15 protein-coding genes and 1 tRNA gene are annotated in these 16,881 nt (G+C 71.7%); 6 read left to right on the top strand and 10 right to left on the bottom strand.

The genetic code is table 11. The annotated features are described in order from the left end of the window. Positions 1-6: 6 nt before the first annotated feature. The 4 genes from BGO15_RS11895 to murI all read right to left on the bottom strand — a co-directional run bounded on the left by BGO15_RS11895 (position 7) and on the right by murI (position 3,313). A complete protein-coding gene (locus tag BGO15_RS11895; protein WP_045248537.1) occupies positions 7-924 on the bottom strand; it encodes a cation diffusion facilitator family transporter in 918 nt (305 codons plus the stop codon). Positions 925-1,129: 205 nt separating this feature from the next. After that, positions 1,130-1,729 carry an RdgB/HAM1 family non-canonical purine NTP pyrophosphatase gene (gene rdgB / locus BGO15_RS11900; RefSeq protein WP_056207204.1) on the bottom strand — a complete coding sequence of 200 codons (600 nt, stop codon included), beginning with the start codon at positions 1,727-1,729 and terminating at the stop codon, positions 1,130-1,132. Positions 1,730-1,733: 4 nt separating this feature from the next. After that, entirely contained in the window at positions 1,734-2,468 is a 735-nt protein-coding gene (rph, locus tag BGO15_RS11905) for a ribonuclease PH (RefSeq protein WP_045248539.1), read from the bottom strand. Further along, complete coding sequence (gene murI / locus BGO15_RS11910) at positions 2,465-3,313, bottom strand: glutamate racemase (protein WP_056520003.1); 849 nt, start codon at positions 3,311-3,313, stop codon at positions 2,465-2,467. The genes rph and murI overlap by 4 nt, the downstream gene beginning before the upstream one ends. A 45-nt stretch (positions 3,314-3,358) precedes the next feature. On the opposite strand from murI, the gene BGO15_RS11915 reads away from it, so the two are divergent. Next, positions 3,359-4,678 (top strand): nicotinate phosphoribosyltransferase, encoded by a 1,320-nt coding sequence (locus BGO15_RS11915; protein WP_056207206.1) that lies wholly within the window; start codon positions 3,359-3,361, stop codon positions 4,676-4,678. A gap of 21 nt (positions 4,679-4,699) precedes the next feature. Here the strand turns inward: BGO15_RS11915 and BGO15_RS11920 are convergent, their stop codons facing one another. Then, positions 4,700-4,966 (bottom strand): DUF3039 domain-containing protein, encoded by a 267-nt coding sequence (locus BGO15_RS11920; protein WP_045248541.1) that lies wholly within the window; start codon positions 4,964-4,966, stop codon positions 4,700-4,702. 90 nt (positions 4,967-5,056) lie between these two features. Between BGO15_RS11920 and BGO15_RS11925 the strand changes: the two genes are divergently transcribed. Beyond that, the gene (locus BGO15_RS11925; RefSeq protein ID WP_056207208.1) at positions 5,057-6,001 is read left to right on the top strand and encodes a hypothetical protein; all 945 of its coding nucleotides are present in this window, start codon (positions 5,057-5,059) and stop codon (positions 5,999-6,001) included. A 30-nt stretch (positions 6,002-6,031) separates the two neighbouring features. On the opposite strand, the gene BGO15_RS11930 is transcribed toward BGO15_RS11925, so the two are convergent. Next, on the bottom strand, positions 6,032-7,498 hold the full coding sequence (locus tag BGO15_RS11930; RefSeq protein ID WP_273190501.1) for a S1C family serine protease: 1,467 nt from the start codon (positions 7,496-7,498) through the stop codon (positions 6,032-6,034). Positions 7,499-7,604: 106 nt separating this feature from the next. On the opposite strand from BGO15_RS11930, the gene BGO15_RS11935 reads away from it, so the two are divergent. Further along, positions 7,605-8,807: a pyridoxal phosphate-dependent aminotransferase gene (locus BGO15_RS11935; RefSeq protein WP_156454828.1), complete on the top strand. Its 1,203-nt coding sequence runs from the start codon at positions 7,605-7,607 to the stop codon at positions 8,805-8,807. 39 nt (positions 8,808-8,846) lie between these two features. Here the strand turns inward: BGO15_RS11935 and BGO15_RS11940 are convergent, their stop codons facing one another. After that, the gene (locus BGO15_RS11940; protein ID WP_056519978.1) at positions 8,847-9,659 is read right to left on the bottom strand and encodes a carbon-nitrogen hydrolase family protein; all 813 of its coding nucleotides are present in this window, start codon (positions 9,657-9,659) and stop codon (positions 8,847-8,849) included. 109 nt (positions 9,660-9,768) lie between these two features. On the opposite strand from BGO15_RS11940, the gene BGO15_RS11945 reads away from it, so the two are divergent. From BGO15_RS11945 to BGO15_RS11955, 3 genes are all read left to right on the top strand, one after another. Beyond that, positions 9,769-9,845: transfer RNA gene (locus tag BGO15_RS11945), tRNA-Met, on the top strand. Between the two features lie 127 nt (positions 9,846-9,972). Continuing rightward, entirely contained in the window at positions 9,973-10,200 is a 228-nt protein-coding gene (locus BGO15_RS11950) for a three-helix bundle dimerization domain-containing protein (RefSeq protein ID WP_056207212.1), read from the top strand. Next, positions 10,175-10,801: a 4'-phosphopantetheinyl transferase family protein gene (locus tag BGO15_RS11955; RefSeq protein WP_056207214.1), complete on the top strand. Its 627-nt coding sequence runs from the start codon at positions 10,175-10,177 to the stop codon at positions 10,799-10,801. Before BGO15_RS11950 ends, BGO15_RS11955 begins: the two co-directional genes overlap by 26 nt. On the opposite strand, the gene BGO15_RS11960 is transcribed toward BGO15_RS11955, so the two are convergent. From BGO15_RS11960 to BGO15_RS11970, 3 genes are read right to left on the bottom strand one after another with little or no spacing between them, the layout of a single operon-like run. Then, complete coding sequence (locus BGO15_RS11960) at positions 10,761-12,116, bottom strand: M1 family metallopeptidase (protein ID WP_056519974.1); 1,356 nt, start codon at positions 12,114-12,116, stop codon at positions 10,761-10,763. The genes BGO15_RS11955 and BGO15_RS11960 overlap by 41 nt on opposite strands. Beyond that, positions 12,113-16,033, bottom strand: a complete 3,921-nt coding sequence (locus tag BGO15_RS11965) for a Pls/PosA family non-ribosomal peptide synthetase (protein ID WP_056519971.1) — start codon at positions 16,031-16,033, stop codon at positions 12,113-12,115. The genes BGO15_RS11960 and BGO15_RS11965 overlap by 4 nt, the downstream gene beginning before the upstream one ends. Positions 16,034-16,041: 8 nt before the next feature. After that, positions 16,042-16,731: a hypothetical protein gene (locus BGO15_RS11970; RefSeq protein WP_273190510.1), complete on the bottom strand. Its 690-nt coding sequence runs from the start codon at positions 16,729-16,731 to the stop codon at positions 16,042-16,044. Positions 16,732-16,881: the final 150 nt, after the last annotated feature.

Raw genomic sequence — 16,881 nt, forward strand, 5'->3', positions numbered from 1 at the left:
GCAGCGTCAGACGTGGGCGTCGTGCTCGACGTGCCCGGCGGGCTCCAGCTGGAACGTCGAGTGCTCGACGTCGAAGTGGTCGGCGAGGCACGTCTGCAGACGGCTCAGGATGCCGCCGGCCTCCCCGCTCGCGAAGCACTCGTCGGTCACGACGACATGGGCTGAGAAGACCGGGGCTCCCCGCGTCAGCTGCCACACGTGCACGTCGTGCACCGCGACGACGCCGTGCGTCTGCAGGATGTGATCGCGGATCTTCTCGACCTGCATGCCGGCCGGTGCCGACTCGGCGAGCACGGAGAACACCTCGCGCAGCAGCCCGATCGCGCGCGGGATCATCAGGGCGGCGATCGCGAGCGACGCGATCGCGTCAGCCTGACCGAACCCCGTCACGAGGATCACGACCGCCGCGATGATCACCGCCGCGGAGCCCAGCAGGTCACCCATCACCTCGATGTAGGCGCCGCGCACATTCAGGCTGTGACGCTGGGCGGCGCTGAGAAGCCACATCGCGGTCGCGTTCGCGAGAAGGCCCACGATCGCGACGACGAGCATGGGGCCGGCGAGCACGTGGGCGTCCTCGTTGGAGACGAGACGGGTGATCGCCTCGACGACGATCCAGACGCTCAAGCCGATCAGGATGACGCCGTTGATGAGGGCACCGAACACCTCGGCGCGCTGGTAGCCGAACGTGCGCCGCTCGTTCGCCGGCCGGGCCGCCACGGCGCTCGCGATGAGCGCGACGACGAGGGCCGCGGCATCCGTCAGCATGTGGGCCGAGTCGGCCAGCAGCGCGAGCGACCCGGTGAGGATCGCCCCCACGACCTGGACGACGAAGACCACCGAGGTGATCGACAACGAGATCGCCAGCAGCCGGCGATTGCTTCCCCCGCGGAGCCCCCCGGCTCCGTGCGCGTGATCGTGCATGACTCCACGGTAGAACCGGGAGGTGCCGGATGCCGCGTCCTCGCGCTAGTCGGGAACGAGACCGATTCTCAGGGTCGCCCGGCGGCGTGCGCCCACTCCGGAGAACCGGCTCCTCTGCCGTCGGCGACGCGCGGTCAGGCGCGGATCTCCGGAGATGCGGTCGCCCACGCGCGGCCGCAGGCCGCCCGGCCGCCGCGCCCCCGCGTCAGAGCGCGCTGAGCAGCGGCGCGAGCGCGACGAAGGCGCGCGCGCGATGGGATGCCGCGTTCTTCTCCGCCGCACTCCACTCGCCGACGGTGCGCTCGGCCGCGAGATCCTGACCCTCGGGGATGAAGATCGGGTCGTAGCCGAAGCCCCCGTCGCCCGAGGCCGCCAGCGCGAGGCGCCCGGGCCACACGCCCTCGACGACGTGCTCGTCGCCGCCGGGCACGACGAGCGCGATCGTCGAGACGAACTGGGCGCCGCGGTGCGGGTCGGGGACGTCGGAGAGCTGGTCGAGCAGCAGTTCGAGGTTCGCGCGGCCGTCTTTGCGGTGGCCGGCCCAGTAGGCCGAGAACACGCCCGGCGAGCCGCCGAGCACGTCGACGCAGATGCCCGAGTCGTCGGCGAGGGCGGCGAGGCCGGTGTGGGCGGCGGCGGCCCGCGCCTTGATCAGCGCATTCTGCGCGAATGTGACGCCGTCCTCGACCGGTTCGGGCCCGTCGTAGCCGACGACCTCGAGGTCGGGCCGGGTCGCGGCGACGATGGCCGCGAACTCCTCGACCTTGTGGGCGTTGTGCGTGGCCAGCACGATGCGCTGCGGCATCCGCTCAGCCCTCGAGCGCAGCGGTCTGGGCGTCCCGCAGCGACGCGGCACCGGCGACTCCCAGTTCGAGCAGGCGGTCGAGTTCGCGCTTGTCGAACGGCGCGCCCTCGGCGGTGCCCTGCACCTCGACGAAGAGCCCACGGCCGGTGACGACGACGTTCATGTCGGTCTCGGCGCGCACGTCCTCGACGTACGCGAGGTCGAGCATCGGCTCACCATCGATGATGCCGACGGACACGGCCGAGACCGAGTCGATGAGCACCTGCGACTTCTGGCCGATGAACTTCTTCTCGCGCCCCCACGCGATCGCGTCGGCGAGGGCGACGTAGGCGCCGGTGATCGCCGCCGTACGGGTTCCGCCGTCGGCCTGCAGCACGTCGCAGTCGATGACGATCGTGTTCTCCCCGAGCGCCTTCGTGTCGACGACGGCACGCAGCGCGCGACCGATGAGCCGGGAGATCTCGTGCGTGCGACCGCCGATCTTGCCCTTCACGCTCTCGCGGTCGTTGCGCTGGTTGGTGGCGCGCGGAAGCATCGCGTACTCGGCGGTCACCCACCCCTTGCCCTTGCCGGTCAGCCAGCGCGGCACGCCGTTCGTGAACGACGCCGTGCACAGCACCTTGGTGTTGCCGAACGAGATGAGCGCGGAGCCCTCGGCCTGGGCGCTCCACCCGCGTTCGATGGTCACGGGACGCAGCTGGTCGACGGCGCGGCCGTCGGCGCGGACGATGTCGGTCATGAGATGGCCTCCTCGGATGCCGCGGCCCTCCGCGGCAGGTCGATGACTCCGGTCTGCACGAGCTGCACGCTGCGCACCTCGCGGCCCATCAGTCGATGGGCGAGCCGGATGAAGTCGTCGGCGGACGTTCCCGTCGCCTCGTAGACGTGGTGGGGTGCGGCATCCGCCGGTGCGAGCAGGTCGCGGGAGACCAGTTCGCGGTAGACGTCCTTCGCGGTCTCGGTGTCGCTCGAGACGAGGCTCACGTCCGGGCCCATCACATAGCTGATCGCGCCCTCGAGGAACGGGTAGTGGGTGCAGCCGAGCACGAGGGTGTCAACCCCCGCCTCCCGCAGCGGCGCGAGGTACTCCTCGGCGGCGCGCAGCACCTCGGGCGAGCCGGTGACGCCCCGCTCGACGAACTCGACGAACAGCGGGCACGCCTGCGTGAAGACCTCGACGCCGGGCGCGATCTGCAGCATGTCCTGGTAGGCGCCCGACGAGATGGTGCCGAGCGTGCCGATGACGCCGATACGGCCCGACCGGCTCGTCGCGACGGCGGTGCGCACGGCGGGGCCGATGACCTCGACGACCGGCACGTCGTAGCGTTCGCGCGCGTCGCGCAGCATCGCCGACGACGCCGTGTTGCAGGCGATCACGAGCATCTTCACGCCCTGCTCGACGAGGGTGTCGAGCACCTCGAGCGAGTAGCGCCGCACGTCGGCGATCGGCTTCGGGCCGTACGGCGAGTGGGCGGTGTCGCCGACGTAGAGCAGCGATTCGGCCGGCAGCTGCTGCGAGATCGCCCGGGCGACGGTGAGACCGCCGACCCCGGAGTCGAAGATCCCGATCGGCGCGCTGTTCACGATCACCGAGCCTACCCGCGTGCGGCGCGCCCCTACGCTGGAGCCATGCCCGAGAGCACGGCTCTGCTGACCGACCGGTACGAACTCACCATGCTCGACGCCGCAGTGCGCGACGGCACGGCGAACCGCCGCTGCGTGTTCGAACTGTTCGGCCGGCGCCTGCCGGGCGGTCGGCGCTTCGGTGTCGTCGCCGGCACGGGCCGCCTTCTCAGCCTGCTGCGCGACTTCCGCTTCGGCGAGGACGAGCTGCGGTTCCTGCGCGACGAGAGAGTGGTGGATGCCGCCACCCTCCGTCTCCTCGAGCAGTACCGGTTCACCGGCACCATCACGGGCTACCGCGAGGGCGAGCTCTACTTCCCGGGCTCGCCCGTGCTCACCGTCGAGGGAACGTTCGCCGAGGCGGTCATCCTCGAGACGCTCGCCCTCAGCGTGCTCAATCACGACTCGGCGGTGGCGACGGCCGCCGCGCGCATGTCGATCGCGGCCGGATCGCGACCCCTCGCCGAGATGGGTTCGCGTCGAACGAGCGAGCAGGCGGCGATCGCGGCCGCGCGCGCCGCGTTCATCGCGGGATTCGGGGCGACCAGCAACCTCGAGGCGGGGCGCCGGTTCGGCATCCCCACGATGGGAACGGCGGCGCACGCTTGGACGCTGCTGCACGACACCGAGGAGGACGCCTTCCGCGCGCAGATCGCGGCGCTCGGCGTCGACACGACCCTGCTCATCGACACCTACGACATCGACCGCGGGGTCGAGACTGCGGTGCGGGTCGCCGGCCCCGGGCTCGGCGGGGTGCGCATCGACTCGGGCGATCTGCCGGTCGTCGCCGCGCACGTGCGCGACCGACTCGACGCCCTCGGTGCGCCGCGCACCCGCATCACCGTGACGAGCGATCTCGACGAGTACGCCCTCGCGGCTCTCGCCGCCTCCCCCGTCGACGCGTACGGGGTCGGCACGTCGCTCGTGACCGGCTCCGGGAGCCCCACGGCGCAGATGGTCTACAAGCTCGTCGCGCGGCAGGATTCCGCCGGCACCTGGATCCCCGTGGCGAAGGCGTCGGCCGAGAAGGCGACGACGGGTGGCCGCAAGAGCGCCTTCCGGACGCTCTCGGGCGGGGTGGCGACATCCGAGCTCATCCGGGTGGCGGACGGCTTCGACACCCCGCACGGCAGCGACCACCCCGACGCCCGGGCACTCCAGACGGTGCTCGTCGATCACGGCGACATCGACACCGCGTTCGAGGGGTCAGAGGGCGTGTCCGCCGCACGCGCCCACCACATCGCGGCTCGCGCCGAGCTGCCGTCGCGGGCCCTCGGTCTCAGCCGATCGGACCCCGCGATCCCGACGGTCTACGCCGCCGGGTGATGAGCGGGGCGGATGCCGCGCTCACGCCTTGAGCGACTCGTAGATCTCCTTGCAAGTGGGGCACACGGGAAACTTCTCGGGGTCGCGCCCCGGCGTCCACTTCTTGCCGCACAGCGCGCGCACCGGCTTGCCGGTGAGCGCGGACTCGAGGATCTTCTCCTTCTTCACGTAGTGGGAGAAGCGCTCATGGTCACCGGGCTCGATGTTCTCCTCGCGGATGAGCTCTTCGAGCTCTCGGTCGAGGGTGGCCAGACCCCCATGGTCGGGCGCGTCGAGTGGGGTGCTCATGGGTTGCCAGTGTAGCCGCGGGGACGCCCGCTCGGACCGGTGATCCCCAGCCCGGAGCGCACTGTCAGGGCGGGCGCATAGGATCGCCGCGTGGCGAAGAAGGTGCACCGCATCCACTCGCTCCCGGACGACGCGCCGTGGGCGGGAGGTCTGCCGCCCGAGGGGTCGCCGGAGCATCCGCTCTCGATCCGGGCCCTCGATCGGGTGCTCTCCCTGCAGCGGCCGGTCGTGCTCGCACACCTGCGCAGCGTGCGGCTGCGGCATCCGGATGCCTCACCGGCAGAGATCGTTCGCGTGCTCGAGCGTCGCTACCTCACCGCCATCACGACCGGCGGCGCTGCGGTGGGTGCGACTGCCGTCGTGCCGGGGATCGGGACCGGAGTGACACTCGCCCTGAGCGGTGTCGAGACCGTGGGGTTCCTCGAGACGACGACCCTGTTCGCACAGTCGATCGCCGAGGTGCACGGCGTCGCGATCGACGACCCCGACCGGGCTCGGGCGCTGGTGCTGACCCTCATGCTCGGACAGGAGGGCGTCGCCCTCGTGTCACAGCTGGCCGGTGAGGCCACCGGACGCGGTCAGAACCGCGCCGGCTACTGGGGTGACCTCGTCACCCGCACGATCCCCCGCGGCGCCCTGGGTCCTGTGGTCGACACCCTCAAGTCGACCTTCGTGCGTCATTTCGCGACCCGCGGCGGCGCCTCGATCATCGGGAAGGCACTCCCCTTCGGCATCGGCGCCGCGATCGGGGGCACGGGCAACCATCTGCTCGGCCGCCGGGTCGTGACGACCTCACGGAAGGCCTTCGGCGCGCCCCCGGCGATGCTGCCCGTCGAGCTCGAACCGCGGGCGGGCGCCCGGCGTACCGAGCACATCGTCGGCGGCGCGCTCGGCCGTGCCGCCGGCGGCGCCGCGGCGATCACCGGCAGCGCGGTGCGCGGGGTGTCGAAGGCGACCGAGCGGCTGCGCCCCCGCCGCGAGCTGCGCATCCGCGAGAACCCCGCCCCCGACGACGACAGCGGGCGCCGACCCTGAGGTCGACGCCCGCTGTGCGGCATCCGTTCGTCAGCTGAGCGAGCCGAGCGTGACGTCGACCGTGTGCGATGCGCCGTCGCGCACATAGGTCAGCGAGGCCTTCGCGCCCGCAGCAAGCGCACGCACCTCGGCGGTCAGGTCGACGGCACCGGTCACGGGCTGGCCGTTGAACTCGGTGATGATGTCGCCCTTCTGCAGACCCGCGGCGGCCGCCGGGCCGCCCGAGGTGACGTCGGCGACATAGGCGCCTGAGATCGTCGCGCCGGTGACGTTCGCCGAGTCCTGCACCGACGCACCGAGCAGACCGTGCGTGGCCTTGCCGTTCTGGATCAGCTCGTCGGTGATGCGCTTGACGATGTCCGACGGAATCGAGAAGCCGACGCCGATGTTGCCCGACTGGGTCCCCGACGTCGACGAGCCGGTGCCCGCGATCGCGACGTTGATGCCGATCAGCTGACCTGAGGAGTCGACCAGCGCGCCACCGGAGTTGCCGGGGTTGATGGCGGCATCCGTCTGGATCACCGAGATCTTGATCGTCGAGGTCGTGGAGGTCTGCGTCTGGCCCTGTCCGAAGTCGAACTGGAACGGCGACTGCTGGCCCTGCTGCGTGTCGCCGCCCGAGCTGCCGGAGCTGCTGGGAGCGGACGACGCGATCTCGATCGAACGGTTCAGAGCGCTGACGATGCCGTTGGTCACGGTGTTCGACAGGCCAAGGGGCGCGCCGACGGCGATCGTCTGGTCGCCGACGTTGAGCTTCGACGAGTCGCCGAAGGTGATCGGGGTCAGCCCCGACGCGCCCGTCAGCTTGATGACGGCCAGATCGTAGGTCGGGTCGGTGCCGACGACCGTCGCGTCGTAGATGTGACCGTCGGAGGTGGTGACCTTGAGCGTGGCGTTGGCAGTTGCGCCGTCGAGGGTGACGACGTGGGTGTTGGTCACGACGTACCCGTCGGCGGTCAGGATGACACCCGAACCGGTTCCGGCGGACTGGCCCGACTCGGCACTGATCGTGACGACGCTCGGCACCACCTTCGCGGCGACTGCCGTGGTCTGGTTGACGGAGCTGGTGTCGTTCACGGTGACCGTCGTCGGGCCGGATGCCGCGGACGTCGTGCCCTTCGGGCTCCACAGCGTCATACCGGCAGCCGCACCGCCGAGGCCGGCGGCACCGCCGACGATCGCCGCGGCGACGAGGAGACCGACCGCGCGCGTCGCGCCGGACTTCTTCTTCGGCGCAGGAGCAGCGGGGGTGCCCCAGAGGGGAGCGGTCGGGCCGGTCGCGGCCGGGCCGAACGACTCACCCGTCGCCGGGGCGACCGGAACGGTCGGCGCCGTCGCCGAGGCGGCCTCGGCCGCGGAGATCTCAGGAAGCGGGGGCCGTGCGGCGGCGGTGTCGACGGCCGGCTCCGGCGCAGGGCTCGGGGTGGGGGGAATCGGTGCCGCGGCTGCCGCCTCGGCGTCGGACTGCTCGGGGCGGGTGCCCTCGGTGTCGCTCATGACTGCTCCTTCTGTGCTCTGGGACCACCCTGCACAGCGACTCTGTGCGTTTTCTATGACAGACGTGAAACGGTCCTATGCGCTCCCCTCCAGTAGCGTGTGGCGGGTGCACGACATTCCCGGCGCTTGGCGTCGAGCCGCCCGCGGTGCGGGCCTGCTGACCGATGACGGGGTGCCGATTCCGACGATCTTCGCCGAGATGTCGGCGCTGGCCCAGCAGACCGGCGCGATCAACCTCGGTCAGGGCTTCCCGGACGAAGACGGACCGGCCGAGATCCTCGAGGCCGCCCGGGCGGCGATCGCGAACGGTGTCAATCAGTACCCGCCGGGGCGCGGCATCCCCGATCTGCGGCTCGCCGTGGCCGAGCATCAGCGTCGCTTCTACGGCCTGGACCTCGACCCCGACCGTCACGTGCTGATCACCGCGGGCGCCACCGAGGCGCTGTCGTCGACACTGCTGGCGCTGATCGACTCCCCCGACGACGAGGTGGTCGTCTTCGAGCCGTACTACGACTCCTATGCGGCCTGCGTGGCCCTCGCGGGAGCCCGTCTCGTGACGGTCCCCCTCGCCTGGCCCGATTTCCGACCCGACCTCGACCGGCTGCGCGATGCGGTGACAGACCGCACCCGAGTCATCCTCGTGAACGACCCGCACAACCCCACGGGGGCCGTCTTCGACGACGAGGTGCGTGCCGAGCTGGTGCGCCTCGCGATCGAGCACGACGCGATCATCGTCGGCGACGAGGTGTACGAACACCTCACCTTCGACGGTCACCGTCACCGCCCCCTCGCGACCCTCCCGGGCGCGTGGGAGCGCACGCTGACGATCTCGTCGGCCGCGAAGACGTTCTCGGTGACCGGGTGGAAGATCGGCTGGGTCACCGGGCCGGCCGCGCTGGTCGACGCCGTGCTGGCGGTCAAGCAGTTCCTCACCTACGTGAACGGCGCGCCGTTCCAGCCCGCCGTCGCGACCGCGCTGCGGCTGCCCGACAGTTTCTTCACCGGCATCGCGACGACCCTCGAGCACAAGCGCGACCTGCTGCAGGATGGCCTGCGGACCGCCGGCTTCGACGTCGCCCCCTCGCGAGGCTCGTACTTCGTCGTGGCGGATGCCACTCCCCTGGGCGCGACCGATGCGGCGGCGTTCTGCCGCGAGCTTCCGGCGCGCGCGGGCGTCGTCGCGATCCCCCTGACGGCGTTCGTCAGCGACGCGGCGCGAACCGAGTACGCCACCCTGGTGCGCTTCGCGGCCTGCAAACGCACCGAGGTGCTCGCGGATGCCGCGGCCCGCCTCGCCGAGCTGCGCTGATCCGGTCGCACCGAAGCCGGTGGGCCGTGCTCGATCCCGTCAGATCTCGCGCGGCACGACCGTGTATCGACGCAGCTGCAGGGCGGGGTTCACGCGACGAACCCGCTCGACGTCATCGAGCGAGACGTCCGCGAGCGCGAGCCCGGTGGTCGTGCCGATCGACGCGCGCACGACTCCGGTCGGGTCGATGATCGCCGAGTGCCCCACGCCGATCGGCGGGGTGTGGTCGGCGGCGGCAACGAACACCGTGTTCTCGATCGCGCGGGCGCGCAGCAGCGTCATCCACTGGTCTTCCTTCAACGGACCGCGCACCCACTCGGCGGGAACGAGCACGAGATCGGCGCCGGCGTCGACGACGACACGGGTCGACTCGGGGAACCGCAGGTCGTAGCAGGTGATGAGCCCGACGCGCACGCCATCGACCTCGAGGGTCTGGGGAGCGTCGAGCGCACCGGGCTCGATCCAGTCGGACTCACGCTGCCCGAACGCGTCGTAGAGGTGCTGCTTGCGATAGACCGCGCGCACGCCGTCGGCGGCGACCGCCACGACGGTGTTGCGCACCTTGCCGGAGACAGGCGCCGACTCGACGAGTCCCGCGACGACGACCACGTCGTGCTGCTGCGCGAGGGCCTGCAGGTGGGTGACGAACGGGCCGTCGAGGGGTTCCGCGTGGGCGGCGAGGCGCTCATCGAACGGGTCGACGAAATAGCTCGCGTACTCGGGGAACACCACGAGACGGGCACGGGATGCCGCGGCCCGCGCGACGAGCGCTGCGACCGCTTCGCGGTTGGCCGCAAGCACCTCGGTGGGTGTGAACTGGGCGACGGCGACGGTCAGCGCAGGAGAGGTCACCCGCCCATCCTCCCGCGTCGGCGTCGCCGCGCCAACCGCGGCGACGCGCCCGGGTGACCGGCCCGGATTCGACGGCCCTCCGGGAGCGTGCTAGGCTCATTCCTTGTGCCGCGGGGTGGAGCAGCTCGGTAGCTCGCTGGGCTCATAACCCAGAGGTCGCAGGTTCAAATCCTGTCCCCGCAACCACGGCGAAAGCCAGAGAGGCCGTTTCCGGAGAATTCCGGGAGCGGCCTCTTCGCGTTCTCGCCGGATCTTCCGTAGACGCGCGCGCTCTCGTAGGCTGACCCCGTCGGACCTCTCGGGAAGGTGCACCATGACGAACGAGATCGACGAACGGGCGAGCGTCGCGCAGATCACCGAACGACTGTCGACCCGGTATCCCCACCTCGACCCTCGCCACGTGGCCAGCGTCGTCGCGGCGGCCTACGACGGAATGAGCACGGCGCGTGTGCGCGACTTCGTGCCCGTGCTGGTCGAGCGCCAGGCCAAGGGTCTGCTGCGCGACGAGGAGGCACGTGCCGATCGGCGTATCCCGGCTTGACCCCGTCGTAGAGACACCCGTCGGGCGCTCGGCGCTCGGCGACGTCCTCCTCGCGTGGAGCGCCTCCCCGCCGGAGCACCGTCATGACACGGGTCGCCGCCTGATGCGCGAGCTCGCGCGCGAGCTGGAGGCCGCGGCATCCGTCGACATCGTCTCCGTCTGCGCACGCTGCGGAGGCACTCACGGCCGTCCCCGCGTCACCGCCGGCGACATCGCCGTGAGCGTCACCTACGCCGGGGATCTGGTGGTGGCCGCCGCTGCTCCGCACCACATCGCCGATGAGATCGGGGTCGACGCCGAGAACGAGGGGGCGGATGCCGCTTCCCCCCTCGCCGACCTCGCGCCCCTGTTCGCTCCCGCTCCCCCGCCGACGACCGTCGGGTGGACGCAGATCGAAGCCGCGCTGAAAGCCGATGGCCGCGGCATCCGCGTGCCCGTGGGAGACGTGGTCGTCGGCGAGGCGGTGCCGTCCGCGCTGCCGGGCGCCGTCGCTGTCACGGTGCCGGGCCGCGCAGAGCCCGTGCACGTCGCGACGTGGCACGGGATCGACGGCGTCGCCGTCAGCGTGGCGATCGTGGCGTCGTTGACAGCGGAGCCGTGAGCGGCGCCGGCTCCCCCGGTGCGCCACCCGCGGGAAGTTCCGGCAGCGTGGTCTCGAACAGCCACGCGTGCAGCAGCGTACGCACCTCGGGGCCGGCGATCTCCTCGGCCAGCGCCACGAAATCGTCGGTGCCGACGCTGCGCCCGCGGTGCCGCGACATCCACTCGCGCAGCAGCGTGAAGAACGGCCCGTCGCCGAGCGTGAGCCGCAGCGCCTGCAGGGTAAGCGCGCCGCGCTTGTAGACACGGTCGTCGAACATGTCGTCGGGTCCCGGGTCGGCGAGCAGCAGATCCTGGGGCAGCGACGCGAGCCGCGCGTGATGGGCGAGGGCCTTCTGATGAGCGGATGCCCCGCCCGACCGTTCCGACCAGAGCCATTCGGCGTAGCAGGCGAAGCCCTCATTGAGCCAGATGTGCCGCCAGAGCGTGACCCCCACGCTGTTGCCGAACCACTGGTGCGCGAGCTCGTGGGCGACGAGGCGCTCGAGGCTTCCCGCGCCGTCGATGTGGTTGGCGCCGAACACCCCCATCCCCTGCGCCTCGAGCGGGATCTCCAGGTCGTCGGCGGTGACCACGACGGTGTAGGCGGGGTGCGGATAGGGACCGAACGCCTCCTCGAAGACCGCCATCATGCGCGGCACATCGGCCAGGTCTGCGTGCACGCGAGCCTCGAGGGCGCGCGGATAGACCAGATCGACCGGCGGTGCGGTCGCGACCCGTTCGACGACGTAGCGGCCGATCTGCAGCGCGACGAGGTACGTCGACGTCGGTTCGGGGTGCGCGAAGGACCAGGTGGTTCGCCCACCCCGGGTCGACCTGCGAAGCGCGGGACCGGCCGACACCGTGTAGTCGGCCTCCGTCGTCACCTCGATGGCGTACGTGGCGCGATCACGGGCGACGTCGTTGCACGGGAACCACGTCGGCGCGCCAGTCGGCTGTGAGGCGACGATCGCGCCGTCGGTGAGCTCCTCCCACCCGAGCGCCCCCCACCGGGTGCGACGCGGGTGCGGCGAGCCGGAGTACGCGACCTCGAGGCGGAACGCATCACCCGCGGCGAGCTCTGCCGACAGCGTGATGCGCAGCTTGCGGTCGCTCTGGCGGAACGTCGCCTTGCGGTCACCGTCCACCCGCACCTTGCCGACCCGCAGGCCGACGACGTCGAGACTCACCGTGCGGGTGGCGGCGAGCGCTCGCCCGTCGAGCACGACGGTGCCCTGCAGGCGGTTGGTCGAGACGCGGTAATCGAGCCGCAGATCGTAGTGCTCGACGGCGATCGCGGCGTCGCCGCTCTGCGGGGTGTACGGGTCGACCGTCATACCCGCTCGCTCTGGTAGGCGCGCACCTTGACTGCCCGCCAGGGGCCGATCGGATTGCCGCTCCACCGTGAGCCGACCGGCACGGCCTCTCCGCGCATCACGAGGGAGGCGGGACCGACGGTCGCATCCGCGCCGATCGTGGCGGCCGGCAGGATCACGCTGTGCGGGCCGAGCGTGCCCCCGGGTTCGATCGTGACGGTGTCGATGCTCATCACTCGATCATGGAACAGATGCGTCTGAACCACACATCCGCGGTTCACCGTCGCCCCGTCGCCGAGGGTCACGAGATCGGGTTCGGGCAGCCAGTAGCTGTCGGTCCACACGCCGCGGCCGACCTTCGCGCCGAGGGTGCGCAGCCACATCGCGAGGGCCGGCGTGCCGGCCGCGCTGTTGGCGAACCAGGGCGCCGCGAGCATCTCGGTGAAGGTGTCCGCCACCTCGGTGCGCCAGATGAAGCTCGACCAGAGCGGATGCTCCCCGGGGTGGATGCGACCGACGAATGCCCATTTCGCCGCCGTCGTGATGAGCGCGGCGACCGCGCCTGCGACGAGCAGCACGACCCCCGACAACAGCACTGCCGCGACCCCGCCCCAGGCCTGGGAGATCGCCGCCAGGGTGAGGAGCACGCCGAGGCCGAGCCCGCAGGTCACGAACACCGGCACGATGCGGCACAGCTCCCACAACGTGCGCGCCACGCGCAGTCCCGGCCGCGGCCGGTAGGTGCGCTCGAGGTCGCCGTCGTTCACGATGCGACGCAGGCGCACGGCCGGCGATCCGAGCCAGGACGATCCGGGCTTGGCTTTGGGCGGTGCGACCGAGAGCACGGCGACCAGGCCGTCCTTCGGCACACGGTGCCCGGCGGCGGCGAGGCCGGAGTTGCCGAGGAAGGCGCGCTTACCGATGCGCACCGGAGCGAGCCGCATCATCCCGGCACTCAGCTCGTAGGTGGCGACCATGGTGTCGTCGGCGAGGAACGCCCCGTCGTCGACAGTCGTCAGCGAGGGGATCAGCAGCACGGTGGATGCCTCGACGTCGTGCCCGACCCGGGCGCCGAGCAGTCGCAGCCACACGGGGGTGAACAGGCTCGAGTACAGCGGGAACAGCACCGTGCGGGAGGAGTCGAGCAGGCGCTCGGTCGTCCACGCCTGCCAGGCGATGCGGCTGCGTACCGGGTGCTCGCCCTCGCGCAGCCCGATCGCGAGCAGTCGGACGAGCACCACCACTGCGGCGGCGTACGCGAGACCTGTCACGAGCGCGGCGGGGAGCAGCCAGGCCAACGCCCCTGGCACGGCATCTGCGACGGATGCCGCATCCCGCACGCCCTGCGCGAGCACCAGCCCGCCGAGCGCGAACGCGGCGATCGGCAGCAGACCGAGCACGGTCGAGGACGCCGCGTAGGCCCACAGCCAGCGCGTCGGAGCGGGGGGCCGCTCGGTCGCTCCAGGGTGGGCGGCACCGACACGAGCAGCCGGCGAACCCGCCCACCGCTGCGCGGCGCGAACGCGCCCGAACACCGCGGAGCCGGGCGCGATCTCGGCACGACGGCCGATCTTCGTGCCGGGCGCGAGGGTGCTCCGCGCCCCCACCGTCGCCCCCGCACCGATGCGGATGCCGCCGATGCGCACGGTGTCACCGTCGATCCAGTACCCCGAGAGGTCGACCTCGGGTTCGACAGCGGCACCCTCGGCGATGTCGAGCATGCCGGTGACCGGCGGCATCGTGTGCAGGTCGACGCCGCGGCCGATGCGCGCACCGAGGGCGCGGGCGTAGTAGCTCACCCACGGCGCCCCCGCCATGCCGATCGGGTCGATCTGCGCGTGCACCTGCTCCGCGAGCCACAGGCGCAGATGCACCGCGCCGCCGCGCGGGTAGTCGCCGGGCCGCAACCGCCACAGCAGCACGCGGGCGAAGGCGGCAGCGATCGCCATGCGCCCGAACGGCGTCGCGAAGAGCACGAGCGCGAGCAGCACGACGATCCCCGGGGTGTCCGGCAGCCACGTGAACCCCGGCCCCAGCCGCAGCAGCCAGCCCGCCGTGATCAGCCACGTCAGCCAGCGCAGCCCGCTGAGGATGAACAGGGGCGCTCCGGCGAGCGTCTGCAGCCACTGCATCGCCCGCGGCGTAGGGCGGGGCGAGCTGAAGGTGGTCGGCGCCTCGTCGTCATGACCCTCGATCGCCGCGGCCATCTGGCGCAGGCGCGGGAGGTCGTAGACATCCGCCATCGTGAACTCCGCTGCCCGCGCACGGATGCGAGAGACCAGCTGCGCCGCGGCGAGGGATCCGCCGCCGAGCTGGAAGAAGTCGGCGTCGTCATCGGACGGACGGATGCCGAGCACCGCCGCCCACTGATCGGCGAGCCAGCCGGCGGTGCCGGACAGGGAGGAGTCGGAGTCGGCGGCATCCGTCAATGGCCACGGCAGGGCCGCCTTGTCGACCTTGCCGGAGGTGCGCACCGGCAGATCCGGCACGACCGCGAGGAGCGGGATGAGGGGCGCCGGCAGCGAGTGCGCGAGCTCGGCGCGCGCCACGGCGCGATCGAAGTCGTCGGTGGGTACGACGTAGCCCACGAGCAGCGCGAGCCCGTCGTCGGAGTGCTGCACGACCACGGTCGCCGCTGTGACGGCCGACAGCGCCTGCAGCGCCGCCTCCACCTCGCCGAGCTCGATGCGACGGCCGCCGATCTTCACCTGGTCGTCGGCGCGGCCCTGGAAGACGAGTCCCTCGGGATCGGCGCGCACGAGATCGCCGGAGCGGTAGGCGCGCTCCCACCCCAGCGAGGGCATCGGCGCATACTTCTCGGCGTCCTTGGCGGGGTCGAGATAGCGGGCGAGGCCGACGCCGCCGATGATGAGCTCGCCCACCTCACCGTCCGCGACGCGGTCGCCCTGTGCGTCGACGACCGCGAGCTCCCAGCCGTCGAGCGGAAGGCCGATGCGCACCGGCACGGACCCGTCGAGCGGGGCGGCGCACGCCACGACCGTCGCCTCGGTGGGACCGTACGTGTTCCACAGCTCACGATCGGGCGAGACGAGCCGCGCGGCGAGCTCGGGCGGGCAGGCCTCACCGCCGAAGATCAACAGGCGTACGTTCTCGACCGCGTCCGGCGGCCAGAGCGCGGCCAGGGTCGGCACCGTCGAGACCACCGTGATGCCGTGGCCCACGAGCCACGGACCGAGGTCCTCGCCCGAACGCACCAGCGCTCGTGGCGCGGGCACGAGGCAGGCGCCGTGCCGCCACGCGAGCCACATCTCCTCGCACGACGCGTCGAAGGCGACGGACAGGCCCGCGAGCACGCGGTCACCCGGCGCGAGCGGGGCGTCGGCGAGGAAGAGCCGCGCCTCGGCATCGACGAACGCGGCAGCGGAGCGGTGCGTGACAGCCACGCCTTTGGGCGTGCCGGTGGACCCCGAGGTGAAGATGATCCACGCGTCGTCGTCGACCGTGGGCGGTTCGACGATCGGTACGGCGCTCGTGTTCGGATGGGGTGCCTCACCCGCCAACAGCTCCACCTGCACCGCGGACTCGGAACCGTCGCCGTGCGGCACGAACCGGCCGCCGGCGGTGACCACTCCGGCGACACCCGCCTCACCGAACACCAGATCGGCGCGCTCCTGCGGGTCGTCGGCGTCCACGGGGACGTACGCCGCCCCGGCCGCCAGCGTGCCGAGGATCGCGATGTACAGGGCCCGTCCTCCCGACGGCATGCGAATGCCGACCCGGTCGCCGCGACGCACGCCGGCCGCGTGCAGGCGGGCCGCGAACCGCCACACCTCGGCGAGCAGTTCGGCATAGCTGAGCGCGCCCCGACCGTCGTCGAGAGCGGATGCCGCGGGGTACCGCGCAGCGGTCTGTCGCAGCACGTCGATGAGCGTGCGCGGCGGAGCGGCCTCGGCCCCCCGATCGAGGTAGATCTGCATCGCGGCGGTCAGGAGGACAGCAGCGCGATCAGCTGCGCCTTGGCGAGGCGTGAGTATCCGGTCCTCCCCGCCGCGCGGGCACGCCCGCGCAGCTGCACCACTGTGAGGGCAGCGAGGTCGACGGCGGGCGCCGCAGCGGGCTTCGCCGTGATGGGGGCCGTCGGCACGGGTGCGGGCTCGGGCTTCACGTCCGACGCCGACCTCGCCTTCGGTTCGGGCTTCGCCTTCGGTTCGGGCTTCGCCTTCGGTTCGGGCTTCGCCTTCGACGGGGTCTTCGCCTTCGGCGCCGGCTTGGCCTTCGGCGCCGGCTTCGCCGTCGCGGAGGGCTTCGCCTTCGGCGCCGGCTTCGCCGTCGCGGAGGGCTTCGCCGTCACGGGCGCCTCGACCGCGTCCTTCTTGGCCGCCGCCGTGATCTTCCGGGTGACCTTGGCGGTCGCCTTCTCGAGTTGGGCGAGCGTCGCCGACGCCTTCTTCTCGATCTTCTTCGGGCTGCGCGCGATCTTCTTCTTCGAGGTGTTCGCGAGATCCTTGGCGTCGGCGGCGAGCGCTCCGAGCTTCTTCGCCTGCTTCTTGGGGAGCTCCCGGCTGAGCGCTTTCGCGTCCTTCGCCGCGTGGGCCGCGGCATCCAGGGCCGCGACGGCGGCCTTCGTCGCCTTCTTCTTCTCGGACATCTCGACCTCGACTCTCCGCAGCGCCATGACGTATGCCGCTGCGCGCAAGCAGGGTAGCGCAGCAACAAGAACGGCAGTCGAACGGGCGGCATTCCGACGTCGCATGCTGAGCTTTCGCTATGCACGGCCGGGTCGACTGGACGTCACCGGGCGGGCCACCCTATGTTAGGTAAGCCT

Source organism: Microbacterium sp. 71-23, assembly GCF_001897265.1.
GTDB lineage: Bacteria > Actinomycetota > Actinomycetes > Actinomycetales > Microbacteriaceae > Microbacterium > Microbacterium ginsengisoli.

Bases quoted from the DNA above. Each gene is read 5' to 3' on its own strand.
- BGO15_RS11895 (WP_045248537.1), bottom strand. From the start codon at position 924: ATGCACGATCACGCGCACGGAGCCGGGGGGCTCCGCGGGGGAAGCAAT.
- rdgB (WP_056207204.1), bottom strand. From the start codon at position 1,729: ATGCCGCAGCGCATCGTGCTGGCCACGCACAACGCCCACAAGGTCGAG.
- rph (WP_045248539.1), bottom strand. From the start codon at position 2,468: ATGACCGACATCGTCCGCGCCGACGGCCGCGCCGTCGACCAGCTGCGT.
- BGO15_RS11915 (WP_056207206.1), top strand. From the start codon at position 3,359: ATGCCCGAGAGCACGGCTCTGCTGACCGACCGGTACGAACTCACCATG.
- BGO15_RS11920 (WP_045248541.1), bottom strand. From the start codon at position 4,966: ATGAGCACCCCACTCGACGCGCCCGACCATGGGGGTCTGGCCACCCTC.
- BGO15_RS11930 (WP_273190501.1), bottom strand. From the start codon at position 7,498: ATGAGCGACACCGAGGGCACCCGCCCCGAGCAGTCCGACGCCGAGGCG.
- BGO15_RS11950 (WP_056207212.1), top strand. From the start codon at position 9,973: ATGACGAACGAGATCGACGAACGGGCGAGCGTCGCGCAGATCACCGAA.
- BGO15_RS11960 (WP_056519974.1), bottom strand. From the start codon at position 12,116: ATGACGGTCGACCCGTACACCCCGCAGAGCGGCGACGCCGCGATCGCC.
- BGO15_RS11965 (WP_056519971.1), bottom strand. From the start codon at position 16,033: ATGCAGATCTACCTCGATCGGGGGGCCGAGGCCGCTCCGCCGCGCACG.
- BGO15_RS11970 (WP_273190510.1), bottom strand. From the start codon at position 16,731: ATGGCGCTGCGGAGAGTCGAGGTCGAGATGTCCGAGAAGAAGAAGGCG.